This is a genomic window from Streptomyces sp. SLBN-8D4 (genome assembly GCF_049739545.1).
In the GTDB taxonomy this organism is placed as follows: Bacteria; Actinomycetota; Actinomycetes; order Streptomycetales; family Streptomycetaceae; genus Streptomyces; species Streptomyces canus_C.
The window spans coordinates 4,366,741-4,391,968 of the sequence record NZ_JBMGQC010000001.1 but is presented as its reverse complement, the minus strand read 5'-3'; the positions used below and the strand labels follow the sequence as shown (position 1 = coordinate 4,391,968).

At 69.9% G+C, this 25,228-nt stretch carries 30 protein-coding genes; 20 read left to right on the top strand and 10 right to left on the bottom strand.

The window, feature by feature from the left end; translation table 11 throughout:
• Positions 1-10 precede the first annotated feature (10 nt).
• Entirely contained in the window at positions 11-247 is a 237-nt protein-coding gene (rpmB, locus tag RKD20_RS19770) for a 50S ribosomal protein L28 (protein ID WP_424878869.1), read from the bottom strand.
• Between the two features lie 62 nt (positions 248-309).
• Here rpmB and rpmG point away from each other — a divergent pair, with 62 nt between their 5' ends.
• The 8 genes from rpmG (at position 310) to RKD20_RS19730 (ending at position 3,809) form a co-directional block, all read left to right on the top strand.
• Positions 310-474 carry a 50S ribosomal protein L33 gene (gene rpmG / locus RKD20_RS19765; RefSeq protein ID WP_007383717.1) on the top strand — a complete coding sequence of 55 codons (165 nt, stop codon included), beginning with the start codon at positions 310-312 and terminating at the stop codon, positions 472-474.
• A gap of 2 nt (positions 475-476) precedes the next feature.
• The gene (locus RKD20_RS19760) at positions 477-725 is read left to right on the top strand and encodes a type B 50S ribosomal protein L31 (RefSeq protein ID WP_424878868.1); all 249 of its coding nucleotides are present in this window, start codon (positions 477-479) and stop codon (positions 723-725) included.
• Entirely contained in the window at positions 725-1,903 is a 1,179-nt protein-coding gene (locus RKD20_RS19755; protein ID WP_424878867.1) for a CobW family GTP-binding protein, read from the top strand. The genes RKD20_RS19760 and RKD20_RS19755 overlap by 1 nt, the downstream gene beginning before the upstream one ends.
• Positions 1,903-2,136 carry a 30S ribosomal protein S18 gene (gene rpsR, locus RKD20_RS19750; protein ID WP_424878866.1) on the top strand — a complete coding sequence of 78 codons (234 nt, stop codon included), beginning with the start codon at positions 1,903-1,905 and terminating at the stop codon, positions 2,134-2,136. Before RKD20_RS19755 ends, rpsR begins: the two co-directional genes overlap by 1 nt.
• A 64-nt stretch (positions 2,137-2,200) precedes the next feature.
• Positions 2,201-2,572, top strand: coding sequence for a VOC family protein (locus RKD20_RS19745; protein WP_359427932.1), 372 nt, complete (start codon positions 2,201-2,203; stop codon positions 2,570-2,572).
• Positions 2,573-2,582: 10 nt separating this feature from the next.
• The gene (locus tag RKD20_RS19740) at positions 2,583-2,960 is read left to right on the top strand and encodes an ArsR/SmtB family transcription factor (RefSeq protein ID WP_424878865.1); all 378 of its coding nucleotides are present in this window, start codon (positions 2,583-2,585) and stop codon (positions 2,958-2,960) included.
• Entirely contained in the window at positions 2,957-3,418 is a 462-nt protein-coding gene (locus RKD20_RS19735) for an SRPBCC family protein (RefSeq protein WP_424878864.1), read from the top strand. The genes RKD20_RS19740 and RKD20_RS19735 overlap by 4 nt, the downstream gene beginning before the upstream one ends.
• A gap of 172 nt (positions 3,419-3,590) precedes the next feature.
• Positions 3,591-3,809 (top strand): DUF397 domain-containing protein, encoded by a 219-nt coding sequence (locus RKD20_RS19730; protein WP_063746956.1) that lies wholly within the window; start codon positions 3,591-3,593, stop codon positions 3,807-3,809.
• A gap of 90 nt (positions 3,810-3,899) precedes the next feature.
• On the opposite strand, the gene RKD20_RS19725 is transcribed toward RKD20_RS19730, so the two are convergent.
• Positions 3,900-4,409: an ATP-binding protein gene (locus tag RKD20_RS19725; RefSeq protein ID WP_424878863.1), complete on the bottom strand. Its 510-nt coding sequence runs from the start codon at positions 4,407-4,409 to the stop codon at positions 3,900-3,902.
• A gap of 365 nt (positions 4,410-4,774) precedes the next feature.
• Here RKD20_RS19725 and RKD20_RS19720 point away from each other — a divergent pair, with 365 nt between their 5' ends.
• From RKD20_RS19720 to RKD20_RS19705, 4 genes are all read left to right on the top strand, one after another.
• Entirely contained in the window at positions 4,775-5,599 is an 825-nt protein-coding gene (locus RKD20_RS19720) for a helix-turn-helix domain-containing protein (protein ID WP_007383726.1), read from the top strand.
• Positions 5,600-5,720: 121 nt separating this feature from the next.
• Entirely contained in the window at positions 5,721-7,181 is a 1,461-nt protein-coding gene (locus RKD20_RS19715; RefSeq protein WP_424878862.1) for an aldehyde dehydrogenase family protein, read from the top strand.
• A gap of 113 nt (positions 7,182-7,294) precedes the next feature.
• A complete protein-coding gene (locus RKD20_RS19710; protein ID WP_424878861.1) occupies positions 7,295-7,831 on the top strand; it encodes a DinB family protein in 537 nt (178 codons plus the stop codon).
• A gap of 21 nt (positions 7,832-7,852) precedes the next feature.
• The gene (locus RKD20_RS19705; RefSeq protein WP_424878860.1) at positions 7,853-8,494 is read left to right on the top strand and encodes a PadR family transcriptional regulator; all 642 of its coding nucleotides are present in this window, start codon (positions 7,853-7,855) and stop codon (positions 8,492-8,494) included.
• Between the two features lie 29 nt (positions 8,495-8,523).
• On the opposite strand, the gene RKD20_RS19700 is transcribed toward RKD20_RS19705, so the two are convergent.
• Positions 8,524-9,930 carry a glutamate decarboxylase gene (locus RKD20_RS19700; protein ID WP_424878859.1) on the bottom strand — a complete coding sequence of 469 codons (1,407 nt, stop codon included), beginning with the start codon at positions 9,928-9,930 and terminating at the stop codon, positions 8,524-8,526.
• 30 nt (positions 9,931-9,960) lie between these two features.
• Positions 9,961-11,244, bottom strand: coding sequence for an ion channel protein (locus RKD20_RS19695; RefSeq protein ID WP_424878858.1), 1,284 nt, complete (start codon positions 11,242-11,244; stop codon positions 9,961-9,963).
• Between the two features lie 111 nt (positions 11,245-11,355).
• Here RKD20_RS19695 and RKD20_RS19690 point away from each other — a divergent pair, with 111 nt between their 5' ends.
• Positions 11,356-12,117 carry a MerR family transcriptional regulator gene (locus RKD20_RS19690; RefSeq protein ID WP_424878857.1) on the top strand — a complete coding sequence of 254 codons (762 nt, stop codon included), beginning with the start codon at positions 11,356-11,358 and terminating at the stop codon, positions 12,115-12,117.
• A gap of 26 nt (positions 12,118-12,143) precedes the next feature.
• On the opposite strand, the gene RKD20_RS19685 is transcribed toward RKD20_RS19690, so the two are convergent.
• Complete coding sequence (locus RKD20_RS19685; protein WP_020122580.1) at positions 12,144-12,509, bottom strand: YbjQ family protein; 366 nt, start codon at positions 12,507-12,509, stop codon at positions 12,144-12,146.
• A 134-nt stretch (positions 12,510-12,643) separates the two neighbouring features.
• Here RKD20_RS19685 and RKD20_RS19680 point away from each other — a divergent pair, with 134 nt between their 5' ends.
• A complete protein-coding gene (locus tag RKD20_RS19680; protein ID WP_424878856.1) occupies positions 12,644-13,567 on the top strand; it encodes a DedA family protein in 924 nt (307 codons plus the stop codon).
• 18 nt (positions 13,568-13,585) lie between these two features.
• Here RKD20_RS19680 and RKD20_RS19675 read toward each other — a convergent pair whose 3' ends face one another.
• Positions 13,586-15,253, bottom strand: coding sequence for a threonine/serine ThrE exporter family protein (locus tag RKD20_RS19675; RefSeq protein ID WP_424878855.1), 1,668 nt, complete (start codon positions 15,251-15,253; stop codon positions 13,586-13,588).
• 102 nt (positions 15,254-15,355) lie between these two features.
• Positions 15,356-15,847, bottom strand: coding sequence for an inorganic diphosphatase (locus tag RKD20_RS19670; RefSeq protein ID WP_007383738.1), 492 nt, complete (start codon positions 15,845-15,847; stop codon positions 15,356-15,358).
• Between the two features lie 124 nt (positions 15,848-15,971).
• Between RKD20_RS19670 and dacB the strand changes: the two genes are divergently transcribed.
• The 6 genes from dacB to folE all read left to right on the top strand — a co-directional run bounded on the left by dacB (position 15,972) and on the right by folE (position 23,572).
• Positions 15,972-17,564: a D-alanyl-D-alanine carboxypeptidase/D-alanyl-D-alanine endopeptidase gene (gene dacB / locus RKD20_RS19665; protein ID WP_424883270.1), complete on the top strand. Its 1,593-nt coding sequence runs from the start codon at positions 15,972-15,974 to the stop codon at positions 17,562-17,564.
• Positions 17,565-17,630: 66 nt separating this feature from the next.
• A complete protein-coding gene (locus tag RKD20_RS19660) occupies positions 17,631-18,767 on the top strand; it encodes a zinc-dependent metalloprotease (RefSeq protein WP_424878854.1) in 1,137 nt (378 codons plus the stop codon).
• Between the two features lie 193 nt (positions 18,768-18,960).
• Positions 18,961-20,013 (top strand): tRNA lysidine(34) synthetase TilS, encoded by a 1,053-nt coding sequence (gene tilS, locus RKD20_RS19655; protein WP_424878853.1) that lies wholly within the window; start codon positions 18,961-18,963, stop codon positions 20,011-20,013.
• A 51-nt stretch (positions 20,014-20,064) separates the two neighbouring features.
• Entirely contained in the window at positions 20,065-20,625 is a 561-nt protein-coding gene (gene hpt / locus RKD20_RS19650; protein ID WP_020122574.1) for a hypoxanthine phosphoribosyltransferase, read from the top strand.
• A 185-nt stretch (positions 20,626-20,810) separates the two neighbouring features.
• Entirely contained in the window at positions 20,811-22,844 is a 2,034-nt protein-coding gene (gene ftsH, locus RKD20_RS19645; RefSeq protein ID WP_031042693.1) for an ATP-dependent zinc metalloprotease FtsH, read from the top strand.
• Positions 22,845-22,966: 122 nt separating this feature from the next.
• A complete protein-coding gene (folE, locus tag RKD20_RS19640; protein WP_424878852.1) occupies positions 22,967-23,572 on the top strand; it encodes a GTP cyclohydrolase I FolE in 606 nt (201 codons plus the stop codon).
• A 55-nt stretch (positions 23,573-23,627) separates the two neighbouring features.
• Here folE and RKD20_RS19635 read toward each other — a convergent pair whose 3' ends face one another.
• The 3 genes from RKD20_RS19635 to folB form a co-directional block, all read right to left on the bottom strand.
• The gene (locus tag RKD20_RS19635; protein ID WP_424878851.1) at positions 23,628-24,113 is read right to left on the bottom strand and encodes a DUF3180 domain-containing protein; all 486 of its coding nucleotides are present in this window, start codon (positions 24,111-24,113) and stop codon (positions 23,628-23,630) included.
• A gap of 68 nt (positions 24,114-24,181) precedes the next feature.
• Complete coding sequence (folK, locus tag RKD20_RS19630; protein WP_424878850.1) at positions 24,182-24,793, bottom strand: 2-amino-4-hydroxy-6-hydroxymethyldihydropteridine diphosphokinase; 612 nt, start codon at positions 24,791-24,793, stop codon at positions 24,182-24,184.
• Positions 24,790-25,149 (bottom strand): dihydroneopterin aldolase, encoded by a 360-nt coding sequence (folB, locus tag RKD20_RS19625; protein ID WP_424878849.1) that lies wholly within the window; start codon positions 25,147-25,149, stop codon positions 24,790-24,792. The genes folK and folB overlap by 4 nt, the downstream gene beginning before the upstream one ends.
• Positions 25,150-25,228 lie beyond the last annotated feature (79 nt).

The window sequence follows — 25,228 nt, the reverse complement described above, 5'->3', positions numbered from 1 at the left end:
TCCCGAATCCTCAGACCCGCACACCGCGCGCGCGGATCCGCGCCACGGCCGCCTCGACGCCGATCGTGTCGACGGTCCTGATGCCCTTGGTGCTCAGCCGCAGCCGCACGTACCGGCCCTCGCTCGGCAGCCAGTACCGCTTGGACTGGATGTTGGGGTCGAAGCGGCGCGAGGTGCGCCGGTGGGAGTGGGAGATGCGGTTGCCGAAGCCGGGCCGGGCGCCGGTCAGCATGCAGTGGGCGGACACGGGGTGATGCACCTCTCTCGAAGCAGTATGTAAATGGAATTCATTTTCAGTAAGATAGCAGCATGGCACGCAACGAACTCCGCCCGGTCGTCAGGCTCCGGTCCACCGCCGGGACCGGCTTCACCTATGTGACCCGCAAGAACCGCCGCAACGACCCGGACCGCATGACCCTGCGCAAGTACGACCCGGTCGCCGGCCGCCACGTCGACTTCCGAGAGGAGCGCTGACCATGCGCGAGGCAATCCACCCGGCCTACGGCCCGGTCGTCTTCCGCGACCGCGCCGTCGATTACGCCTTCCTCACCCGCTCGACCATGACGAGCGAGAAGACGATCGAGTGGGAGGACGGCCGCACTTACCCGGTAGTGGACGTCGAGATCTCGAACGCCAGCCACCCCTTCTGCACCGGCACCGCGCGCGTGCTGGACACCGCCGGCCGCGTGGAGCGCTTCGAGCGCCGGTACGGAAAGAAGGGCTGATGCTCTCCGTCGTGATCGTCGGTGGGCTGCACGCCGACGCGCGCAAGGCGGCCGTCGGCCGGCTGCTCGCCGACGTGCCGGGCAGCGTCGTCCTCCACCACGACCTGGCGACGGCCGCGGCCGGCACCGTCGTACGGACGATCCGCGACGCCACCGGCATCCTGTCCGTCGGTGAGGCGCCGCTGGTCAACGACTGCGCGTGCTGCGCGCTCCGGGAGGACCTCGTCCCGGAACTGCGCCGCCTGGACGCGGCCGGGACGCTGCGCCTCGCGGTCGTCGAGCTGTGGGACTCCGTGGAGCCCAAGGCGATGGCCGAGGTGGTCGCGGCCGCCGGCCTCACGGTCACCGCGGTGATCACCGCAGTGGACCCGGCGCTCGTGCTGCCGTATCTCGGCAACGGCGACGACCTCGCCGACCGCGGTCTCGCCGCCGCGGCCACGGACCAGCGCACGGTCGCCGACACCTTCGCCCGCCAGCTGGAGTACGCCCCCGTCCTGGCCGTCCTCGACTCCCCGGAGGCCGACGAGGAGGACCACGAACTCCTCGCCCAGCTCCACCCGACGGCCTGCCGGGTCCCGATCGGTGCCGGCGAACCGGCCGACGAGGCGGGCGGTCGCGGTCCGGTACGGCACTCCGTGCACTCGCCCCTGGCCCGCGCCGCCCTCGCCGGCTTCGACGTGGAGTTCGCGGCGGCGGCCCAGCATCCCGCCTGCGCCCTGCTGCCCGCCGAGGCCGACGCGCACGGAGTCGCCACGCTCGTGTGGCATCGCCGCCGGCCCTTCCACCCGGAGCGGCTGTACGAGGCCCTGGAGGACATCACCTGCGCGGCCGCCCGCAGCCGGGGCCGGTTCTGGCTCGCCGACAAGCCGGACGTGCTGCTGCACTGGGACGCGGCCGGCGGCGCCCTGTGCGTGGAGAGCGCGGGTCCGTGGCTGGCCTCGCTCCCGGACGCGGCCTGGGACATGGTGCCGCCGGTGCGCCGGGCCGCCGCCGCGACGGACTGGCACCCCGAGCACGGCGACTGCTGCCAGCACCTCGTCTTCACCTCACCCGGCCTCGACCGCGACGGACTCGAGCGGCTCCTGGAGTCCTGCCTGCTGACCGACGCCGAGTACGCGGCGGGGCGCGCCGCCTGGAAACAGCTCCCGCCCGCCTTCGACACCCTCCTGGAGGTCTGATGCCTCGCAAGCCCGAGCGCACGTCCGTCAAGAACCGGCCCAATCCGCTGGACGCGGCCGGGATCACCTACGTCGACTACAAGGACACCGACCTGCTGCGGACGTTCGTCTCCGACCGCGGCAAGATCCGCAGTCGCCGCGTGACCCGCGTCTCGGCCCAGCAGCAGCGGCAGCTGGCCCGCGCCATCAAGAACGCCCGTGAGATGGCGCTGCTGCCCTACTCCAGCAGGTGAGGCCCTATAGGTAGGAGATTCCCTACGGTTGACGCGTAGGGAATCTCCTACCTATTCTTCAGTCATGACCATCACCCATGCCTCCTTCGTCACCCTCCCCGTCTCCGACCAGGACCGCGCCCTGCGCTTCTACACCGACGTCCTCGGTCTGACCGTCACCGCCGACCGGGACCTGCCCCAGGGGCGCTGGCTCCAGGTGGCCCCCGAGGGTGCGCAGACCGTGTTCACGCTGTCCGGTCCGGGGATGGGCGGCTTCGAGCCCGGCTCGGCCCGGGGGATCATGTTGGTCACGACCGATGTCGACGCGGACTGTGCGCGGCTCGCGGAGGCCGGGACCCCCGTACAGGGGCCCGACGAGCTCCCGTGGGGCCGCATGGCCTCCTTCACGGACCCCGACGGCAACGGTCTGATGCTGCTGACGGAGGCACACCAGTAGGAAGGCCGGCATGACCGCACCAGGAGCCGTCGGGGCCGGGACCACCGGGACCGCCGAGGCCGACGCGGACCGCGTCTTCGCCGCGCTCGCCAGCGCCGTACGCCGCGAGCTGCTGCGGCTGCTGCGCGACGGCGGGCCGCAGCCCGTCCAGGTCCTGGCCGACCACTTCGACATGCGGCGCCCGAGCCTGTCCGAGCATCTGAGGGTGCTGCGCGAGGCCGGTCTCGTCTCCGAGCAGCGCTCCGGCCGGCAGCGCATCTACCGGCTGGAGGCGGCCCCGCTCGCCGAGGTGCAGGACTGGCTCCATCCGTACGAGCGGTTCTGGCGCGGCCGGCTGAAGGACCTCGGCGCGCTGCTCGACCGCATGCCCGACGATGACGTGACATGAGCAACGCACCCGACGACGACCTCACGGTCATCCGCGTCGACCAGTTCTTCCCGCACCCGCCCGCCAAGGTCTGGCGCGCCCTCACCGAGCCCGAGCTGCTCGTGCAGTGGCAGATGCAGGGGGCCGAGGCGTTCCGGCTGGAGGTCGGACACCGGTACACCATGACCTCCGTCCCGCGGCCCCACACGAACTTCTCGGGCACCGTCGAGGTGGAGGTGCTCGCCTACGAGCCCGAGCGGATGCTGAGCCTCCGGTGGACCGATGCCGATCCGGCCAACCCGGTTGACTGGACTGTCACATGGAAGGTGGAACAGGAAGGGCGCGGTACGCGTCTCTTCCTAGTGCACGAGGGATTCGATCCCGACGACCCCGCTCAGCTGATGGCCCGGACGATCATGGACGGGGGCTGGCGGACGCATGTGATGCGGGCCCTGGGGCACACGATGGAACGTATCTAGTGCCCCACACGTCACATCTGTAACCACGGGAACACCCCTCGTGCACGTGCATCTGCTCATGCATCTGCACGTGAACAGAGCTATGATCCGGACCAGTTGATTACTGCATCACTGGCCACAAGGCCACCGCACCACCGGGGAGCGACCTGTGGACCTCGACGTGTACAACGGCATGACGGCCACGGAGCTGCGCGGGGTGGCCTGGCAGAAGAGCAGGCACAGCAACTCGCAGGGTTCCTGTGTGGAGTTCGCGCGCCTGCCGGACGGGGGAGTTGCGGTTCGCAACTCCCGCTTCCCGGACGGCCCCGCGCTCGTCTACACGCGCGCGGAGATCGAGGCGATGCTGCTCGGCATCAAGGACGGCGAGTTCGACCACCTGATAGCGGGTTGATCCACCTCACCCCTGGACAACCCGCGGTAACCGCCGTCGTGCACCGAGTAACGCGCGTAGAACCGAGGCATCGGAAAACGCCGTGGTGCCTCACTCGGTGGAAGCGGCGGCCGGGCCCGCGTGCGGCTGGAGCCGGAACAGTGCCCAGACCACCTTGCCGCCCAGCGTCCCCGCCATCGGGTGCCAGCCCCAGCTGTCGCTGAAGGAGTCGACGAGGAACAGCCCGCGCCCCGACTCCGCCGAGAAGTCTTCGGAGTCGCGTGCGACCGGACTGTCCTGACTGGGGTCGCGCACCGCGCACACCAGCCGCTCGGTCCATCGCATCAAGTGCAGCCGTACGGGCGGGTTGTGGTCCCCGTGGTCCCCGTGGTGCACGCCGTGCGCCGGCATCGCGTGCCGCAGCGCGTTGGTGACCAGCTCGGACACCACGAGGCAGATGTCGTCGAAGTGGTCGCCCAGTTCCCACTGGTCGAGCGTTCTGCGGGTGAACCTCCGCGCGTCGCCCACCGCTTCGTAGCGGGCGGGCAGGGAACAGGAGGCGGCGTCGGACACGGCCGCGGGATCCAGCGGCGGAAGGCCCTGCCTTAACGGCTCGAGCATGGTCGATCCATTCATCCCCATGCGAGGCACTCCCGGGAACTCGCGGTCGTTGCGATGCAGCGGTTGCGCGGGACCATGGTTTCGGATGAGCGATGCAGATGCAAGGTGCAGATGCACGTGCACGTGACCGAATTGGCCATACCCGTACCGCTTGTTGGCCATTTTTTCCGCCATCTTCTCCACTGTTTCTTGCCTCTTCCTCCCCACTGCCTGTCTCTGCGCTGTGCGGAATCTTTGGCTTCTTTCCATATCTGTAATCGGACGAGTACTGCTCGGAGTGTTTTAGTGGCAGACTTCGGCCCCTGAAGACGTTGGGGAGGCTGGCGAACGTGAGCGCGGGAGAGCCCGGATCGGTGGTGCGGCGGATGCTGCTCGGCTCGCAACTCAGGCGACTGCGTGAGGCACGGGGCATCACGCGCGAGGCGGCGGGCTACTCGATCCGCGCGTCCGAGTCGAAGATCAGCCGGATGGAGTTGGGCCGGGTGAGCTTCAAGACGCGTGACGTGGAAGACCTGTTGACGCTGTACGGCATCACGGACGAGCAGGAGCGGGCCTCGCTCCTCTCCCTCGCCCGCGAGGCCAACGTCGCCGGGTGGTGGCACAGTTACTCCGACGTCCTGCCGAGCTGGTTCCCCACCTATGTGGGCCTGGAGGGTGCGGCCTCCCTCATCCGCGTGTACGAGGTCCAGTTCATCCACGGCCTGTTGCAGACCGAGGCGTATGCACGTGCAGTGGTGCGGCGCGGTATGAAGGGCGCGAGCGCGGCGGACGTGGAGAAGCGCGTGGCGCTGCGTCTGGAGCGGCAGAAGTACCTGGCCGACGACGGTGGTCCCGAGTTCCATGTGGTGCTCGACGAGGCGTCCCTGCGCCGCCCGTACGGCGACCGCCAGGTGATGCGGGGACAGCTCCAGCACCTCATCGACGTCTCCGAACGCCCCAACGTAAGGCTGCAGATCATGCCCTTCGGCTTCGGCGGGCACTCCGGTGAGAGCGGCGCCTTCACGATCCTCAGCTTCACCGAGTCCGACCTGACGGACGTCGTCTACCTGGAGCAGCTCACCAGCGCGCTCTATCTGGACAAGCGCGAGGACGTCACGCAGTACGAGAAGGCCATGAAGGAGCTTCAGCAGGACAGCCCGGGTCCGGACGAGAGCCGGGATCTGCTGCGCGGTCTCCTCCAGCTCTCCTGACGTCCCGAGGGTTCTCCCCAGAAGATTGCTCAGCGTGCCCAACTGGCGTGCCGCGCAAGTACGATGACGTGTGATCAGACCGTGACGTTGATCGTGTGTCTGCTAGTGATTTGGGGATCACATGTCGTCGTACTTCACCGACCTGGCTCAGCAGTACATCGACGGTGAGTGGCGCCCGGGCACCGGCTCCTGGGACATCATCGACTTCAACCCGTACGACGACGAGAAGCTGGCGTCGATCACGATAGCCACGGTCGACGAGGTCGACGAGGCGTACCGGGCCGCCGCCCGCGCGCAGAAGAAGTGGGCCGGGACCAACCCCTATGCCCGCCGCGCGGTGTTCGAGAAGGCGCTCAGGCTGATCGAGGACCGCGAGGGGGAGATCGCCGAGGCGATCGTCGCGGAGCTCGGCGGCACCCGCCTGAAGGCCGGCTTCGAACTCCACCTGGCCAAGGAGTTCCTGCGCGAGGCGGTCAACCTGGCGCTGCGCCCCGAGGGCAGGATCATCCCCTCGCCGGTGGACGGCAAGGAGAACCGCGTCTACCGCGTCCCGGTCGGTGTGGTGGGCGTGATCAGCCCCTTCAACTTCCCCTTCCTGCTGTCGATCAAGTCGGTCGCCCCCGCGCTCGCGCTCGGCAACGCCGTCGTCCTCAAGCCGCACCAGAACACGCCGATCGTCGGTGGCTCCCTGGTCGCGAAGATCTTCGAGGACGCGGGGCTGCCCGCCGGTCTGCTCAACGTCGTCATCACCGACATCGCCGAGATCGGCGACGCCTTCCTGGAGCACCCGGTCCCGAAGGTCATCTCCTTCACCGGCTCCGACAAGGTCGGCCGCCACGTGGCCACGGTCTGCGCCCAGCACTTCAAGCGCTCCGTCCTCGAACTGGGCGGCAACAGCGCCCTCGTGGTCCTCGAGGACGCCGACATCGACTACGCGGTCGACGCCGCCGTCTTCAGCCGGTACGTCCACCAGGGCCAGGTCTGCATGGCCGCCAACCGCGTCCTGGTCGACCGTACCGTCGCCGAGGAGTTCACCGACAAGTTCGTCGCCAAGGTGCGGACCCTGAAGACCGGCGACCCGCGCGACCCCGAGACGGTCATCGGCCCGATCATCAACTCCTCGCAGGCGGAGGCGGTTTCGGGCGCCGTCGAGCAGGCGATCGCCGACGGCGCGACCGCGCTGATCCACGGCGCCAGGAGGGACAACCTGGTCGAGCCCTCCGTCCTCACGGACCTGCCTGCGAACTCGCCCCTGCTCAAGCAGGAGATCTTCGGCCCGGTCGCCCTCCTCGTCACCTTCGACGGCGAGGAGGAGGCCGTCCGCCTGGTCAACGACACCCCGTACGGCCTCAGCGGCGCAGTCCACACCGCGAACATCGAGCGCGGGGTCGCCTTCGCCAAGCAGATCGACACCGGCATGTTCCACGTCAACGACGGCACCGTCCACGACGAGCCGATCGTCCCCTTTGGCGGCGAGAAGCACTCCGGCATCGGCCGCCTGAACGGCGACACCATGCTGGACTCCTTCACCACCACCAAGTGGATCTCGGTCCAGCACGGCCGGAGCGGCTTCCCGTTCTGAAGTCGGCGTACGACCGCCGCCACGGGCCTTTGAGGACAGAACCTGTCCTGAAGGGCCCGTAGCTTCGTCGGTGTCGGGGGAAAGCCCCCGAGTCCCGGCGAAAGGCGGCGGTCATGGTCACTCACGTTCCCGCGGAGGAGTACGGCGACGAGCGCGGCGCGCTCCTGTCCTTCCTGGAGGAGCAGCGCGGCGGGATCCGGCGCGCGCTGCTCGGGCTGACGGACGAGCAGGCGGCCGCGAAGCCCAGCGCGAGCGAACTCTCCCTGGGCGGGCTGCTCAAGCACGTCGCCGAGACCGAGCAGGGCTGGATCGCCCGCGCCAGGGGCGAGGAGCCCGCCGTGCACCGGGAGCCGTCGAACTGGCACGAGTGTTTCGCCCTGGTCGGCGACGAGAGCGTCGAGTCGCAGCTGGCGTACTGGGAGAAGGTCGCCGCCGAGACGGAGGCGTTCGCCCGCTCGGTGCCGAGCCTCGACGACACCTTCGCGCTCCCGGACCAGCCCTGGTTCCCGCCCGAGGGCCGGGTCTCGGTGCGCTGGGTGCTGCTGCACCTGATCCGTGAGACGGCCCGGCACGCCGGTCACGCCGACATCATCCGCGAGTCCCTGGACGGGAAGACGGCGTTCGAGCTGGTGGCCCTCGCCGCGAAGTGAGGAAGCCATAACCTGGACCGCATGTCAACGATCCGTCTCCTCGTGCTCGGCGCGGTGCGCCAGCACGGGCGGGCCCATGGCTACCAGGTGCGCGGTGACCTGGAGTACTGGGGTGCGCACGAGTGGTCCCACGCCAAGCCCGGCTCGATCTACCACGCCCTGAAGCAGATGGCGAAGCAGGGGCTGCTGCACGCGCACGAGATCGCGCCCTCCACGGCCGGGGGCCCGCCGCGCACCGAGTACGAGATCACGGACGTGGGCACCGAGGAGTACCTGCGGCTGGTGCGGGAGGCGCTGACCTCCTACGACCAGAAGATGGACATGAAGTCGGCGGCGATCGGCTTCATGGTCGACCTGCCGCGCGCGGAGGCGGTGTCGCTGCTCAAGGAGCGCATCCGGGGCATCGAGGAGTGGCGCTCCGAGGTCACCGAGCACTACGTCCCCGAGGACGGTCCGCAGCAGCTCGGTCACATCGGCGAGATCATGAACCTCTGGATCCACACGGCCGACGCCGAGGCCGAGTGGACCCAGGGGCTCATCGCCCGGATCGAGGACGGCGCGTACACCTTCGCGGGCGAGGGCGAGCCGTTCGTCGGCGTCCTCGCCGAGGGCGAGGAGAACCCGTACGCGACGGGGGAGCGGCATCCCGGGGACGCCGACTGATCAAGTTTGACTCGGCGGCCGGTCCGGCCCTAGTGATGGAACCCGGTCGCCGCGCCCCCGTTGCTCGTGACCGGGTGGGACTGCCGGCGCAGTTCGGGCAGCAACTGCTCCAGGTCCGCCACGAACAGGTCGGCCAGGTCGGTCGAGAAGCCGTTGCGGCACACCACCCGCAATACCGACAGGTCCTCGCGGTTCGGCGGGAAGGTGTACGCCGGAACCAGCCAGCCCCGCTCGCGCAGTCGCCGGGAGACGTCGAACACGTCGTACGCCTCGATGCCCGGGGCCGTGGTGAAAGCGAACACGGGGAGTTCGTCGCCGCGGGTCAGCAGCCGGAAGTCGCCGAGCGCCTCCACGCGTTCGGCGACGCCCCGGGCCACGTCACGCGTGGACTGCTGCACGGCCCGGAAGCCCGCGCGGCCCAGCCGGAGGAAGGTGTAGTACTGCGCGACGACCTGTGCGCCGGGGCGGGAGAAGTTCAGCGCGAAGGTGGGCATGTCGCCGCCCAGGTAGTTCACGCGGAACACGAGCTCCTCGGGCAGGGCCTCCTTGTCCCGCCACAGCGCCCAGCCGACACCGGGGTAGACAAGACCGTACTTGTGCCCGGAGGTGTTGATCGAGGCGACCCTGGGCAGCCGGAAGTCCCACACCAGGTCCTCGTCGAGGAAGGGCGCGACCATGGCCCCGGACGCCCCGTCCACGTGCACGGGGATGTCCAGACCGGCGCGCTCCTGGAGGGCGTCGAGGGCCGCGCACAGCTCGGCGATCGGCTCGTAGGAGCCGTCGAAGGTGGAGCCGAGGATGCCCACGACCCCGATGGTGTTCTCGTCGCACAGCTCGGCGGCGGCCTGCGGGTCGAGGTGGAAGCGGTCGCCCTCCATGGGCACCAGCCGGGCCTCCACCTCCCAGAAGTTGCAGAACTTCTCCCAGCACACCTGGACGTTGACCCCCATGACCAGGTTGGGCCGCGCCCCCGGGTACCGGTCGGCGTTGCGCTGGGCCCACCGCCGCTTCAGCGCCATGCCCGCGAGCATGCACGCCTCGCTGGAACCGGTCGTCGAACAGCCCACCGCCGCCGAGGGATCCGGCGCGTTCCACAGGTCGGCGAGCATCGCCACACAGCGCCGCTCCAGCTCGGCGGTGCGCGGGTACTCGTCCTTGTCGATCATGTTCTTGTCCCGGCACTCACTCATCAGGACCCCGGCCTGCGGTTCCATCCAGGTCGTGACGAAGGTGGCGAGGTTCAGCCGGGAGTTGCCGTCGAGCATCAGCTCGTCGTGGACCACCTGGTAGGCGGTCGAGGGCGGCAGGGGAGTGGTGGGGAGCCGGTGCTTGGGCGGGGCCTCGGTCATTCCGCCGACCGGATCGGCCTCGCCGTAGAAGGGATTGACGGACAGCGGGCGCTCGTCGTGCTTCTCGGGACCTTTGTGCAGTGCCATGGGCGGGCCTCCTGAAGGGATCAACGTCGGTCAGCGGAGAGGGGTTCCGTCCTCGCGCAACTGCATCTGCGGTCGCCCCGTCACCAGCAGCCAGGCCGGCAGGGAGGCGATGCACAGCAGCGCGAGGATCGCGGGCGAGGCCACCAGTACGGCGGCAGTGAACAGGCTCACCCAGGCCTGCCGGGTGACGGCGAGCAACACGCCCAGCACCCCGGCCGACACGCCGACGGCCGGGTGCACGGCGTCCACGAGCGCGTGGGCGCACAGTCCGAAGGCGACGCCCACGAACACGGCGGGAAAGATCCGCCCGCCCCGGAAACCGCAGGAGGCCGCGACGAGCAGCGCCGCCAGCTTCACCACCGCCATGGTGGCGAACTGTCCGGCCGACCAGCCCGTCGGGTCGGCCGCCAGCTCGTCGATCTCGTCGAGCCCCTTGAAGAGCGTCAGACGGCCGCCGACGGCCGCGAGCAGCCCCAGCACGAGCCCGCCGACGGGCAGCATCAGCATCGGATGCCTGAGCCGCGCGAACGCGCCGTGGACGTACGGGAAGGCCAGCACGGCCGCCATGCCGAGCAGCGCGCCGGCCGACGCGATCACCAGCACCGCCAGCAGATCGCCCCAGCCGGGCCGCCCGAACGCGGGCAGACCGAGGTCGAAACTCGGATGGGCCAGCAGAGTGGTCGTCAGCGCGCCGGTCGCGGCCGCCAGCAGCGGCCCGAAGACGCTGTCCCACAGCGCGCCCCTGAGCTGCCGTCCGGCCAGCGCCTCGGAGATCACCAGCGCGGCCGCCACCGGGGTCCCGAACAGCGCGCCGATCGTCGCCGCCTCCGCCAGCGCCGGCCACAGCCCGCGCGGCATCCGCGGGATCAGCCGGCGCCCCAGCCAGAAGGCGAGCCCCACGTTCACCGCGATGATCGGGTTCTCGGGGCCCAGGCTCGGCCCGCCCGCGAGCATCAGGGCGGTGGCCAGAAGGAGGCCCGGCAGCACGGCGGGCGGCAGCACGGGAGCGTCAAGGCCGGTGGTCGCCGGATCCGGTCCTGCGTGCCCGGGGACCTTCCACACCACCAGACCCACGGCCACCCCGGTCGCGGTGAGCATGACCAGCATCCACAGCACGGAGTACCGGCCCACCCCCAGCGCGTCCGGCAGGTTGCGCCACAGCACGTGCTGGAGCTTCTCGGCCGCCGCGCTCACCCCGAGCAGCAGGAGGCTCGCGGTCACCCCGACGGCGAGAGCGGGGAGGATCAACGGCAGCAGGGCGCGCGCCGGGGTCGCCGGGGCGGCGGATGCCTGCTGCGCGGTGTCCTGGGCCACGAGTTCACGATAAGCGGGCAAAACGGTCATGACATTCCGGGAGAACCCACTTGCACCTCACGTGGCGTGAGGAGCCACCGTGGAGCGCGTACCGAGAAGGGAGCGGACGAAGTGAGCTATTCCGTGGGACAGGTCGCGGGCTTCGCCGGCGTGACGGTGCGCACGCTGCACCACTACGACGACATCGGCCTGCTCGTCCCGAGCGAGCGCAGCCACGCGGGCCACCGGCGCTACAGCGACGCCGACCTCGACCGGCTGCAGCAGATCCTGTTCTACCGCGAGCTCGGCTTCCCGCTCGACGAGGTCGCCGCCCTCCTCGACGACCCGGCCGCGGACCCGCGCGCGCACCTGCGCCGCCAGCACGAGCTGCTGACCGCTCGGATCGAGAAACTGCAGAAGATGGCGGAGGCCGTGGAGCACGCCATGGAGGCACGCACGATGGGGATCAATCTGACGCCTGAGGAGAAGTTCGAGGTGTTCGGGGACAAGGACCCCGAGCAGTACGCCGAGGAGGCGGAACAGCGCTGGGGCGGCACGGACATCTACGCCGAGTCGCAGCGCCGCGCGGCCCGCTACACCAAGGACGACTGGAAGCGCATCACCGCCGCGGTGAAGGACTGGGAGGAGCGCTACACGGCCCTGATGGCCGCCGGTGAGCCCCCGGCCGGGGAGCGCGCCATGGACCTGGCCGAGGAACACCGCCGGCACATCGGCACGTGGTACTTCGAATGCCCGTACGAGATGCACACGTGTCTCGCCGAGATGTACGTCTCCGACGAGCGATTCAAGGCGTACTACGACTCGATGCACGAGGGCCTGGCCGCGCACCTCAAGGACGCGATCCTCGGCAACGCGGCCCGGCACACCACGTGACGTCCTGGCCCGGGATCCCGTACGGGTCACTCCCGGGCCAGGACCACCGCCGTCCCGTAGGCGCACACCTCCGTGCCGACGTCCGCCGCCTCGGTCACGTCGAAGCGGAACATCAGCACGGCGTTCGCCCCCCGCGCGCGTGCTTGCTCGACCAGCCGTTCCATGGCCTGGTTGCGGGTCTGCACCAGCGTCTTGGTGAGCCCCTTGAGCTCGCCGCCGACCATCGACTTCAGCCCGGCGCCGATCTGGCTGCCGATGTGCCGGGAGCGCACGGTCAACCCGAAGACCTCGCCCAGCACCTCCTGGACCCGGTGACCGGGCACGTCGTTCGTGGTCACCACGAGCACGTCGGGCCGAGGCCCCTGACCGCCGCCGTATTCGTCAATACCCATGGCTCACAGCTTTGTCCCAGACGGAGCACAGTGCATCCTGGGGACCCCCATGGAACCTGGGCCACCGCGGCTGCGTTGATACTTGAGGGCAGCCAGTCCCAGCCCCGATCCCCACACGCAGGAGCCACAATCCCGTGACCACGCTCGCGCTCGGCCCCGAGTGGCTCAGCCCCGACTATCTGATCGAGACGTTCAGCCTCCCCGGAATCCTGCTGATCGTCTTCGCCGAGTCGGGCCTCTTCGCGTTCCTGCCGGGCGACTCCCTGCTGTTCACGGCGGGTCTCTTCGTGGCCGAGGGGCATCTCATCAGCCAGCCGCTGTGGCTGGTGTGCGCGCTCATCGTGCTCGCGGCCGTCCTCGGCGACCAGGTCGGCTACATGATCGGCAAGTTCTTCGGCCCGAGGCTCTTCAGCCGCCCCAACTCCAAGCTCTTCAAGCAGGAGAACCTGGAGAAGGCCCACGAGTTCATGGAGAAGTTCGGTCCCAAGGCGATCGTCCTGGCCCGCTTCGTGCCGATCGTGCGGACCTTCGCCCCCATCGTGGCGGGCGCCGGCCGGATGAAGTACCGCACCTTCCTGACGTACAACCTCATCGGCGGCGTGGCCTGGGGCACCGGCGTCACCCTCGCCGGCTACTGGCTCGGCCAGATCGACGTCATCAAGAAGAACGTCGAGGCGATCCTGGTCCTGATCGTCCTGGTCTCGGTGGTCCCGATCCTCATCGAGTACCTGCGCGAGCGCGCCAAGAAGAAGCGGGCCGCCGCGCAGGCCCCGCCCCAGCAGCCGTACCAGCCCATGGACGACGCGACGACCCAGCTGCGCCGCATCCCGTCCGACGACGAGCAGCAGCCTCCCCAGTCCCCGCAGCAGCACAACGGCTACGACCAGTACTACGGCCAGCAGCAACAGCAGCCGCAGCAGCCCTACGCCCAGCAGCCGCAGCAACAGCAGCCCTACGCCCAGCAGTACCCGCAGGGTTACGGCAACCAGCAGTACGGCGATCAGAACCAGCAGTACGGGCAGCAGAACCAGCAGAACCCGTACAACCAGGGGTACTGACAGCCGCGGGGCCGCGGGTCAGAATCCGCGCGTCCGCTTGGCGGCCCGCCGCTTCCCCGCGGAACCGACCCTCAGGAACAGCCGGGAGATCTCGGACCCGAGGTTGACCCCGATGGCGATGGCCATGGCCAGAGCCGCCGCCTTCGACAGGGACACCAGCCCCTCGTCGACCTGGTTCCCGGCGATGGACAACAACCCGAAGTACGTGGCGGAACCCGGCAGCAGGGGCCCGATCGCCGCGGTCGTGTACGGCAGCGCGGAGGCGAACCGGTACCGGGACAGCAGCTGCCCGAACAGGCCGACCAGCCCCGCCGCCACCGCCGTGGAGGCGACCGGGGAGAACTCGCCGGTGTAGTGCATCGCGCCGTACACGCACCACGCGACACCGCCGTTCAGGGTGACGGCCAGCACGGTGGATCGTTCCTGCTGGAGCAGCACCGCGAAGGTCAGCGACAACAGCATCGACGCCGCGATCTGCCACAGCGGCCGCGGATCCGTCGACAGCGCCTCGTCGGCATTGAGATGCGCCCCCAGCTGCACCCCGACGTAGAGCATCACCAGCACGCCCACCACGATGCCCACGAAGAAGTACATGACCTCCAGGAGCCGGGCCGACGCGGTGATGTAGAAGCCGGTCAGACCGTCCTGGACGCCGGCCACCAGCGCCCGCCCGGGCAGCAGCGCGAACAGCCCACCGGTGATGACCGCGGACGCCTTCACGTCCACATGGGCCAGCGTCAGCGCGATCCCGATCGCGGCGGGCGGCATCGCGGCGACCGTGAACTGGTAGAACTCCGGCAGCCCGCGCCCCGCGCACAGCCACGCCAGCCGGTCGCCGAGCATCGCGCCCAGCATGGCCGCGACGAAGACGAGCAGGTCACCGCCGACCAGCACGGAGGCCGCGCCCGCGAGCAGCCCGCTCGCCGAGGTGAGCACCCAGGTCGGATACGGGTGGCGGTTGCGGCGGATCTCCGCGAGCCGCCGGTAGGCGTCCTCCAGGGAGATGGCCGTCTCGGGGTCGCTGAGGTCGTCCACGAGCCGGAACACGGCCGCCAGGCGCGTGTAGTCGGTACCACGCCGCCGCACCGTCCGGGAGGCCGTCACGGGGTCGTCCACGAGCGACGGCTGGTACGAGATCGACAGCAGCGTGAAGGTGACGTTCGGCTCGCAGCGGTCCAGGCCGTAGGACCGGCAGACGGCGAACATCGCCGCCTCCACGTCCTCCGCGCCCTCACCGCCCGCCAGCAGCAACTCGCCGATGCGCAGCGTCAGGTCGAGCACGCGCGGGACGGCAGGACCGGCGTCGTCCTCGGACTTCTGCACCGGTTCCGGCGCGGGCCGCTCGGCCACCGGCATCCGCAGCATCGTGCGCATCCGGTCCTGCCAGGGCAGGTCCTTGGTGAGACTGACCACCGGTATGCCGGTCGGCGGGGTGAACGCGGGCGGCGCGTCCTTCGCACTGTAGGTACGGGGCGTACTGAACGCCGACTTCTCCGGCTCCACGGCCGACGGCTGCGCAACGTCCAGCCCCTTCGGCAGCGCGAACTCCGACGTGGTCTCCGGCTCGCCGCCGACGGTTCTCGGCACGGCGAGCCCGTCGGGAACGGCGAACTCGGACGTGATCTCGGAGTCGTAGAAACTCCTGGCCTCGTCCGACTGCGGCTTGCGGTGCTCCGCCTCCGTCACTCCGTAACGCTCCCTGAACGACACATTCCGTGGGGCCTCAGTATGCGCGGGCACACGAACGGGCCGCACGCGTGCGCGTGCGGCCCGTCCGGGGCACAGGGCTCAGTGGCCGCCCTGGTCCTTGAAGCGCTTGTAGGACCGCTCGATCTCGGCCTCGGCGTCGACACGGCCGACCCAGTCGGCGCCCTCGACGGACTTGCCGGGCTCCAGGTCCTTGTAGACCTCGAAGAAGTGCTGGATCTCCAGGCGGTCGAACTCGGAGACGTGGTGGATGTCGCGCAGGTGCTCCACGCGCGGGTCCGTCGCCGGGACGCACAGCAGCTTGTCGTCGCCGCCGGCCTCGTCCGTCATGCGGAACATCCCGATCGCACGGCACTTGATGAGGCAGCCCGGGAACGTCGGCTCGTCAAGAATGACCAGCGCGTCCAGCGGGTCGCCGTCCTCGCCGAGGGTGTTCTCGACGAATCCGTAGTCGGTCGGGTAGGCGGTCGAGGTGAAGAGTCGACGGTCCAGGCGGATCCGACCGGTCTCGTGGTCCACCTCGTACTTGTTCCGCGAACCCTTCGGGATCTCGATCGTGACGTCGAACTCCACCGGTGACTCCTCCATGATCAACACATAGTTCTGGTGGTTAAGTGTCCCTCACGCAGGTGTGTGATCGCGAAAGGGGCTGTTGGTCGTGCCTGAACTGAGGCCTTGGCGGGACGCGGGACCGCGGGTGACGCGGATCGCGAACGCCGTACGACCGCGTCTGGCACGCGCCACGGACGCCGTAAGTCCAGGACTGACCCGGGCCACGGACACCGTACGGCCGTATCTCGCACGGACCGCCGCCGCCGTGAAACCGCAGGTCACACGGTTTGCCGGGATGACCCGGCCGAAGACCGTCATGACCTGGCAGTACACCGCGGGCGCCGCCGGCGCCGGTCTGGCGCTGGCCGCCACCGTGGTGACCGCCGCCGGTCCGTGGGACTCCTCGGGTCAGCGTACGGCCGAGCGGGACCGGGCGGTCGCGCTCGAACGGACGGGTGGCACAGATCACGCGGGTGATTCCGGTACGGCGGCCACGGGGCCGCGCCCCGCCCCGAGCGCCGCGTCCGTGCTCGTCGCGCTGGGCGGCGGGGCCAACACGGTGAAGTCCGCCCCCACCGGAAAAGCCCTGGCCGCCGTCCTCGGCCCGCTCCTCGGCAACACCGCGCTCGGCACCCGCCACACGGCGGCCGTCGTGGACGTCGCCAGCGGCAGGCGCCTCTACGGCGCGGGCGCCGGCACGGCGCTGATCCCCGCCTCCACCACGAAGATCGCCACCGCCGTCGCCGCCCTGTCCGCCCTCGGCGCCGACCACCGCCTCACCACCCGCACGGCCCTGGAACGCGACACCAAGGAACTCGTCCTCGTCGGCGGCGGCGACCCCACGCTCACCGCCCGTGCGGACGCCGGAGGCTGGGCGAGCCTGCGCGAACTGGCCCACGAGACCGCCGCGGCCCTCAAGAAGCGCGACATCACGGCCGTCACGCTCTCCTACGACAAGACCCTCTACGCGGGTTCCGAGATCCACCCGATCGGGGTCAACGACAACCTCGCCCCCGTCAGCGCGCTGATGGCGGACGAGGCCCGCACCGACGACTCCGCGAGCGGCCCCGTCGCGCGCGTGGGCGACCCGGCGGCGGACGCCACCCGCACGTTCGCGCGGTTCCTCGCGGCCGACGGCGTCAGGACGACGTCCCCCGGCCCCTCCAAGGCGACCGGCCGCGCCGAGAACCTCGCCGAGGTCTCCTCACCGCCCCTGTCCGCCCTGGTCGAACGCATGCTGACCAACAGCGACAACGACATCGCCGAGGCCCTCGCCCGCCAGACCGCCGTGGCGGACCGGCAGCGCGCCGACTTCGAGGGCGGCGGCACCGCCGTCCGCGACCGGCTGAGAAAGCTCGGACTCCCGCTCGCCGGCGCCCAGTTCCACGACGGCAGCGGACTCGACCGCGCCGACCGGCTCACGGCGAATCTGCTGACCGCCCTGCTGGTGAAGGCGGGCGACCCGGCCCGGCCGGAGCTGCGCCCCGTCCTCACCGGCCTCCCGGTGGCGGGCTTCACCGGTACTCTGACCAGCCGTTACACGGACGGCGCGGCAGGCGTCGTACGGGCCAAGACGGGCACCCTGACCGGGGTGAACACCCTGGCCGGGACGGTCGTCGACCAGGAAGGCCGGCTGCTGGCCTTCGCGTTCCTGGCCGGGGACACGACGGACCCGGGGGCGGCGCAGAGCGCGCTCGACCGCACGGCCTCGGCACTGGCCGCCTGCGGCTGCGGCTGACCCGGCGTCCGCCTTGCCCTCCCGCGCGGCCTGCCCCAAGCGGGACCGCTCACGTACGGTTGACGCATGACGAGCATCGGTGGTGCTGCTTCTTCTCAGATGGTCGACTGGAATCTCGCGGTGGCGACCGCGACCCGGCTCGTACGGCCGGGCCCCGACGTGAGCCGCGACGAGGCCAGGGCCGTCGTCGCGGAACTGCGCCGGCACGCCAAGGCCTCGGAGGAACACGTCCGGGGCTTCACCCGGATGGGGACGGAAGGCGTCCACGACACTCCCGTCCTCGTCGTCGACCGACCCGGCTGGGTCCGGGCGAACGTCGCCGGGTTCAGGGAGATCCTCAAGCCCCTCCTGGAGAAGATGCAGGAGCGGCGCGGCAACACCCCCGGCGGCGCGGTCCTCGGCGCCGTCGGCGGCAAGGTGACCGGCGTCGAACTCGGGATGCTCCTGTCGTTCCTGTCCTCCCGCGTCCTCGGCCAGTACGAGACCTTCGCCCCGTCCACCCGCGACCTCCCGGCGGGAGAGAACGGCGGCGGCCGACTCCTCCTCGTCGCCCCGAACATCGTGCACGTGGAGCGCGAACTCGACGTCCAGCCCCACGACTTCCGCCTGTGGGTGTGTCTGCACGAGGAGACGCACCGCACCCAGTTCACGGCCGTGCCCTGGCTGCGCGACCACCTGGAGGGCGAAATCCAGTCGTTCCTGGGGGAGACGGAGGTCGACCCCATGACCGTCCTGGAGCGCATCAGGGAGGCCGCCCAGTCGCTGGCCGGCGGCCGGCCCGAGGGCGAGGTGGACGAAGACGGGGGGCGCTCCCTCGTGGAGATCGTGCAGACGCCCGCCCAGCGGGAGATCCTCGGCCGCCTCACCGCCGTGATGTCCCTCCTGGAGGGCCACGCCGACTTCGTCATGGACGGGGTGGGCCCGGCGGTCGTGCCGAGCGTCGCCGAGATCCGCGAGAAGTTCCAGCAGCGGCGGGCCAAGGGGGCCTCCCGTCTGGACATGGCCCTGCGCAAGCTGCTCGGCCTGGACGCCAAACTCCGGCAGTACCGAGACGGCGAGCGTTTCGTGCGGGCCGTCGTCGACCAGGTCGGCATGGACGGCTTCAACCGCGTGTGGACCTCACCCAACACCCTCCCGACCAAGACGGAGATCGCCAAACCGGCGGACTGGGTCGCGCGGGTGCACCGCAAGGCCGAGTCGTGAACCGTGTACGGACGTCGTGAGAGGAATTCGGCCGACGGCAGGCGAACGCCCCTTCAATCACCCGTCCGAGGGACCGTGAGCGATGGGTAGGCGTGCAATGCTCGGGGAACGGCCCGGTTCTGTCACCATCTACACACTCTGCGTGACCGAATCTCGGGCTCACCCCCCGAAAACTTCATGAAGGGAACCGGACATGGGTCCCCATCCTGCGGTCGCGGCGATACGCCTGGCGGTCCGCCGCGTCCTCCACGACATCCTCAACGACCTGCACGCCTCTGACGGCCGGCACGCTCCTGCCGAGCAGGGCCCGCACGAGCGCCCGCCGTCACCGCTCGTCCTCGTGGCCTGCTCCGGCGGCGCCGACTCCATGGCCCTCGCCTCCGCCCTCGCCTTCGAGGCACCCAAACTCGGCCTCCGCGCCGGCGGCGTCACCGTCGACCACGGCCTCCAGGCCGGCTCCGACCTGCGCGCCGAGGAAGTCGTCCTCAGGCTGCGCGAACTGGGCCTGGACCCCGTCGAGTCCACTGCCGTGACCGTCGGCCGCGAAGGCGGACCCGAGGCCGCCGCGCGAGACGCCCGCTACGCCGCCCTCGACGCCGCGGCCGAACGCCAGGGCGCGATCGCCGTCCTGCTCGGCCACACCCGCGACGACCAGGCCGAAACCGTCCTGCTCGGCCTCGCCCGCGGCTCCGGCATCCGCTCGCTGTCCGGGATGGCCGTTGTCTCCGGTCGCCCGGGGGCCGCCCGCCGTTACCGCCGCCCCTTCCTGGGACTCGACCGGCAGACCGCCCGCAAGGCCTGCATGGTCCAGTCCCTGCCCGTGTGGGACGACCCGCACAACACCGACCCCGCCTACACGCGCTCCCGGCTGCGCCACGAGGGTCTGCCCGCCCTGGAGAAGGCCCTCGGCAAAGGAGTCGTCGAGGCTCTCGCGCGCACCGCCCAGCTCTCCCGCGACGACGCCGACGCCCTCGACACCTGGGCCCGCCAGGCCGAGGCCTCCGTACGCGACGCGGCAGGCCTCCTGGAGTGCGCCAAGCTCTACGCGCTGCCGCCCGCCGTGCGTCGCCGCGTCCTGCGCCAGGCGGCCATCGAGGCCGGCGCCCCGGCCGGATCCCTGTTCGCCCGCCACATCGAGGAAGTCGACCGGCTGATCACCGGCTGGCGCGGCCAGGGGGCCATCAATCTCCCGGGCAAGGTCGTGGCCCAACGGCAGGGTGGCAGACTGGTGATTCGGCAAGGCTGAACCCCTGCCCCCTCCGGGGGCGGCGGGCGGCTGGTGTGACGACCGAAAGTGATGCGGGTGGACGCGAAAGACATGGGTGCCGACCTCAAAGAGGTACTCATCACCAAGGAAGAGATCGACGCGAAGCTCGTGGAGCTCGCCGCGAAGATCGACGCGGAGTACGCGGGCAAGGACCTGCTGATCGTCGGCGTCCTCAAGGGCGCGGTGATGGTCATGGCCGACCTCGCCCGGGCGCTGTCCACCCCCGTCACCATGGACTGGATGGCCGTGTCGTCCTACGGCGCGGGCACCCAGTCCTCCGGTGTGGTGCGGATCCTCAAGGACCTCGACACCGACATCAAGGGCAGGCACGTCCTGATCGTCGAGGACATCATCGACTCCGGCCTGACGCTGTCCTGGCTGCTGTCGAACCTGGGCTCGCGCGAGCCGGAGTCGCTCAAGGTGTGCACCCTGCTGCGCAAGCCGGACGCCGCCAAGGTCGCCATCGACGTGGAGTGGGTGGGCTTCGACATCCCCAACGAGTTCGTCGTGGGTTACGGTCTCGACTACGCCGAGAAGTACCGCAACCTCCCGTTCGTCGGTACGCTCGCGCCCCACGTCTACGGCGGCTGAGCCAGACGGCTCAAGCCCTGTAAGACGATCGGGAACCCCAGCGGGTTTCGCGCCGTTGGAGCATGCAGACGGGTTCGTGCAGCCCTCCCGTGCGGCTTCGGCCCACAATGCTGGGGTACCGTCAGAAGAACTGTCTTATCAAACTCACTATGGCAGGAGGGACGGGGCGGCACCGCTCCGTATGGATGGACGTGAAGCGATACTTCCGTGGGCCGGTCATGTGGATCGTGCTGGCCGTCCTTGCCGTGGTCGTGTTGATGCAGGTTGTCGGCTCGTCCGGCGGCTACAAGACGGTGGACACCGGCCAGGTCGTCCAGGCGATCAATGACAACAAGGTCGAACAGGCCAAGCTGACCACCGGCGACGAGCAGACCATCAAGGTCCAGCTCAAGGACGGCGAAAAGGTCGAGGGCAGCTCGAAGATCCAGGCGAGCTACATCGGCGACCAGGGCGTGACCATCGCCAACACGCTGCAGACCAAGTTCCAGGACAAGCAGATCCCCGACGGGTACACCGTCTCGCCGACGAAGCAGAACGCCTTCGTCGGGATCCTGCTCTCCCTGCTCCCCTTCGTCCTCATCGTGGTCGTCTTCCTGTTCCTGATGAATCAGATGCAGGGCGGCGGCTCCCGGGTCATGAACTTCGGGAAGTCCAAGGCGAAGCTCATCACCAAGGACACCCCGAAGACGACGTTCTCGGACGTCGCCGGCTCGGACGAGGCCGTCGAGGAGCTCCAGGAGATCAAGGAGTTCCTCCAGGAACCGGCGAAGTTCCAGGCAGTCGGGGCAAAGATCCCCAAGGGCGTACTGCTGTACGGCCCTCCCGGCACCGGCAAGACCCTGCTCGCGCGCGCCGTCGCGGGCGAGGCCGGTGTCCCCTTCTACTCGATCTCCGGTTCCGACTTCGTCGAGATGTTCGTCGGTGTCGGTGCCTCCCGAGTGCGTGACCTGTTCGAGCAGGCCAAGGCGAACGCCCCGGCGATCGTCTTCGTCGACGAGATCGACGCGGTCGGCCGCCATCGCGGCGCCGGCCTCGGCGGTGGTCACGACGAGCGCGAGCAGACGCTGAACCAGCTGCTCGTCGAGATGGACGGCTTCGACGTCAAGGGCGGCGTGATCCTCATCGCCGCGACGAACCGGCCCGACATCCTCGACCCGGCTCTTCTGCGCCCCGGCCGCTTCGACCGCCAGATCGCGGTCGACCGTCCGGACATGCAGGGCCGTCTGGAGATCCTCAAGGTCCACCAGAAGGGCAAGCCGGTCGCGCCCGACGTCGACCTGTCGGCCGTAGCGCGTCGCACGCCGGGCTTCACCGGCGCGGACCTGTCGAACGTGCTGAACGAAGCGGCGCTCCTCACGGCGCGCAGCAACCAGAAGCTCATCGACAACCACATGCTCGACGAGGCGATCGACCGAGTGGTGGCGGGCCCGCAGAAGCGGACCCGGATCATGTCGGACAAGGAGAAGAAGATCACCGCGTACCACGAGGGCGGACACGCCCTGGTCGCGGCGGCTTCCCCGAACTCCGACCCGGTCCACAAGATCACGATCCTCTCGAGAGGCCGTGCTCTGGGCTACACCATGGTCCTGCCGGACGAGGACAAGTACTCGACCACGCGCAACGAGATGCTGGACCAGCTGGCCTACATGCTGGGCGGCCGCGCTGCCGAGGAACTGGTCTTCCACGACCCGACCACCGGCGCTGCGAACGACATCGAGAAGGCCACCGCAACGGCCCGCGCGATGGTCACCCAGTACGGCATGACCGAGCGTCTCGGCGCCATCAAGTTCGGTGGCGACAACACCGAGCCGTTCCTGGGCCGGGAGATGTCGCACCCGCGTGACTACTCGGAAGAGGTCGCCGCGCTGGTCGACGAGGAGGTCAAGAAGCTCATCGAGACGGCGCACAACGAGGCCTGGGAGATCCTGGTCGAGAACCGCGACGTCCTCGACCAGCTGGTGCTCCAGCTGCTGGAGAAGGAGACGCTGAACAAGGAGCAGATCGCCGAGATCTTCGCTCCCATCGTCAAGCGTCCCCCGCGGCCGGCCTGGACCGGCTCCTCCCGCCGCACCCCCTCCACCCGTCCGCCGGTGCTCTCCCCCAAGGAGCTCGCACTGACGAACGGCGCCAACGGCGCGACCCCGGCGATCTCCACCGCCAAGGCCACCGCGTCGGAGCAGGCCACGGAGGCCGTTCCCGAGGAGCGACCCGAGAGCTGACGCTCACCCGTCCCGCCCCGGTGACCTCACCGGGCCCGGAATGGATGCCGCGCCCCCCAGGTTTTAGCCTGGGGGGCCGCGGCGTTTTTCGGCCGTGTGGACTCTAGGAACGAGGCACAGGAATGACCGATCCCGTGACGCTGGACGGCGCCGGCTCCATCGGCGATTTCGACGAGAAGCGCGCCGAGAACGCCGTACGCGAGCTGCTGATCGCGGTCGGGGAGGACCCGGACCGTGAGGGGCTCCGGGAGACGCCGGGGCGGGTGGCGCGGGCGTACAAGGAGATATTCGCGGGGCTGTGGCAGAAGCCCGAGGACGTGCTGACCACGACGTTCGACCTGGGCCATGACGAGATGGTGCTGGTGAAGGACATCGAGGTGTACTCGACCTGTGAGCATCATCTCGTGCCGTTCCGGGGCGTCGCCCATGTCGGCTACATTCCGGCCACCACCGGCAAGATCACGGGACTGTCCAAGCTGGCCCGGCTCGTGGACGTCTACGCCCGGCGGCCGCAGGTGCAGGAACGACTCACCACGCAGATCGCGGACTCTCTGATGGAGATCCTGGAGCCCCGCGGAGTGATCGTCGTCGTGGAGTGCGAGCACATGTGCATGTCGATGCGGGGCATCCGCAAGCCCGGCGCCAAGACGCTCACCTCGGCCGTACGCGGTCAGCTGCGGGACGCGGCGACGCGGAACGAGGCGATGAGCCTGATCATGGCGCGGTGACGCGGCGCTTCTTCCCACCGCCGTCTTCCACGCCGACGGCTCTCACCGGCGTCGGTCACGCCGTCGAGGTGGCCCCTGTGTTCCGGTCGTCGTCCTCCGGCAGTTTGCACACCCGCTCCAGGAACATCGCCGCCGCTATCACCGCGATGCCCGCGAGGACCGAGAAGCCGGCATAGATGGCCTGGTCGCGGCGGGCGGGGATGTCGAGGGACTCCAGGAGGAGGACGCCGGTGCCGGCGTACATGCCGGAGACGAGGGCGGCGACCAGGGCGCTGGCCTGGCCGAAGACGACCGCGCGGGCCGCCATCAGGGGGTCGACGCCCTTCGCCTCGGGGACGCGCTCGCGCTGGGCCTTGAGGCGGGCGCGCAGGGAGAGCGCCGTGGCCACGAGGACCACGGCGATCAGAGCGAGGACGATGGGGGCGGCCAGCGGGACGCTGGGCAGGGTCCCGATCGAGTTCCACAGACGGGCGCCCGCCCAGGACAGGATCCCGGACACGGCGAAGACGCCTGCCAGCAGCCTGATGCGCAGCTCTCTCACGGTGCCCCTTCAGCTCCCCCGAGGTCCTTGGGCGGTCCCACGGACAGTGGTCGTCTTGACCTTAACGGCTATTCGGGCAGCCGGAGTTCCAGGTCCTTGCGTGCTTCCACGCCGTTTCGCGTGACCGTGCCGAGGAGGGCGGCGACCGGGCCGCGGCCGGGCAACTGGGCCTCGGGGTCCACGTCGTGCCAGGGGACGAGCACGAACGCGCGCTCGTGGGCACGCGGGTGGGGCAGGGTGAGGACCGGATCGTCGGAGACCACGTCGGCGTACGTGACGATGTCGACGTCAAGGGTGCGCGGGCCCCAGCGCTCGTCCCGCACCCGGTTGAAGGCCTCCTCGACCGCGTGGGCCCGCTCCAGCAGGGAGGACGGGGGGAGCGTGGTCTTCAGCACGACGACCGCGTTGAAGTACGAGGGCTGGCTGTCGGCGGCCACGCCCCACGGTTCCGTCTCGTAGACCGGGGAGACGGCCTTGACGCGGACGCCGGGCGTGTCCTCCAGGGCGTCGACGGCCCCCTGGAGGGTCTCCAGGCGGTTGCCGAGGTTGGAACCGAGGGAGAGCACGGCGCGCTTCGGGTTGTGGAGGGTGGCGTCGGCGGCGTCCACCTGCTGCACGACGGAGGCGGGCACCGGCTGTACGGTCGGGTCGCTGTGACCCGCGGCGAAGGACGCGGTCATACTCGGCTCCGGGTGATGGTGACGGTCACGTCGTCGAAGGGCACGGTGATCGGCGCGTCGGGTTTGTGGACCCTGACCTCGACCTCCTCTACCCGCTCGTGCTTCAGACAGACCTGGGCGATGCGTTCGGCGAGCGTCTCGATGAGGTCGACGGGCTCGCCCTGTACGACGGCCACGACCTCCTCCGCCACGATGCCGTAGTGCACGGTCTTCGTCAGGTCGTCGTCGGCGGCGGCCGGCCGGGTGTCCAGCCCGAGGACGAGGTCCACGACGAAGGTCTGGCCCTCCTCGCGCTCTTGGGCGAACACACCGTGGTGCCCGCGGGCCTTCAGGCCGCGCAGCGCGACACGATCCACGCGAATCACTCCTGCAATCGTCGGTGACGGCCGGTCCGTACCGTGTGCGGGCGGTACCCCGGCCTCGAACGAATCTACC

Coding starts and splice junctions, on each gene's coding strand:
- rpmG (WP_007383717.1), top strand. CDS start 310: ATGGCACGCAACGAACTCCGCCCGGTCGTCAGGCTCCGGTCCACCGCC.
- RKD20_RS19760 (WP_424878868.1), top strand. CDS start 477: ATGCGCGAGGCAATCCACCCGGCCTACGGCCCGGTCGTCTTCCGCGAC.
- RKD20_RS19755 (WP_424878867.1), top strand. CDS start 725: ATGCTCTCCGTCGTGATCGTCGGTGGGCTGCACGCCGACGCGCGCAAG.
- rpsR (WP_424878866.1), top strand. CDS start 1,903: ATGCCTCGCAAGCCCGAGCGCACGTCCGTCAAGAACCGGCCCAATCCG.
- RKD20_RS19745 (WP_359427932.1), top strand. CDS start 2,201: ATGACCATCACCCATGCCTCCTTCGTCACCCTCCCCGTCTCCGACCAG.
- RKD20_RS19740 (WP_424878865.1), top strand. CDS start 2,583: ATGACCGCACCAGGAGCCGTCGGGGCCGGGACCACCGGGACCGCCGAG.
- RKD20_RS19735 (WP_424878864.1), top strand. CDS start 2,957: ATGAGCAACGCACCCGACGACGACCTCACGGTCATCCGCGTCGACCAG.
- RKD20_RS19730 (WP_063746956.1), top strand. CDS start 3,591: ATGACGGCCACGGAGCTGCGCGGGGTGGCCTGGCAGAAGAGCAGGCAC.
- RKD20_RS19725 (WP_424878863.1), bottom strand. CDS start 4,409: ATGCTCGAGCCGTTAAGGCAGGGCCTTCCGCCGCTGGATCCCGCGGCC.
- RKD20_RS19720 (WP_007383726.1), top strand. CDS start 4,775: ATGCTGCTCGGCTCGCAACTCAGGCGACTGCGTGAGGCACGGGGCATC.
- RKD20_RS19715 (WP_424878862.1), top strand. CDS start 5,721: ATGTCGTCGTACTTCACCGACCTGGCTCAGCAGTACATCGACGGTGAG.
- RKD20_RS19710 (WP_424878861.1), top strand. CDS start 7,295: ATGGTCACTCACGTTCCCGCGGAGGAGTACGGCGACGAGCGCGGCGCG.
- RKD20_RS19705 (WP_424878860.1), top strand. CDS start 7,853: ATGTCAACGATCCGTCTCCTCGTGCTCGGCGCGGTGCGCCAGCACGGG.
- RKD20_RS19700 (WP_424878859.1), bottom strand. CDS start 9,930: ATGGCACTGCACAAAGGTCCCGAGAAGCACGACGAGCGCCCGCTGTCC.
- RKD20_RS19685 (WP_020122580.1), bottom strand. CDS start 12,509: ATGGGTATTGACGAATACGGCGGCGGTCAGGGGCCTCGGCCCGACGTG.
- RKD20_RS19660 (WP_424878854.1), top strand. CDS start 17,631: ATGACGAGCATCGGTGGTGCTGCTTCTTCTCAGATGGTCGACTGGAAT.
- tilS (WP_424878853.1), top strand. CDS start 18,961: ATGGGTCCCCATCCTGCGGTCGCGGCGATACGCCTGGCGGTCCGCCGC.
- hpt (WP_020122574.1), top strand. CDS start 20,065: ATGCGGGTGGACGCGAAAGACATGGGTGCCGACCTCAAAGAGGTACTC.
- ftsH (WP_031042693.1), top strand. CDS start 20,811: ATGGACGTGAAGCGATACTTCCGTGGGCCGGTCATGTGGATCGTGCTG.
- folE (WP_424878852.1), top strand. CDS start 22,967: ATGACCGATCCCGTGACGCTGGACGGCGCCGGCTCCATCGGCGATTTC.
- folK (WP_424878850.1), bottom strand. CDS start 24,793: ATGACCGCGTCCTTCGCCGCGGGTCACAGCGACCCGACCGTACAGCCG.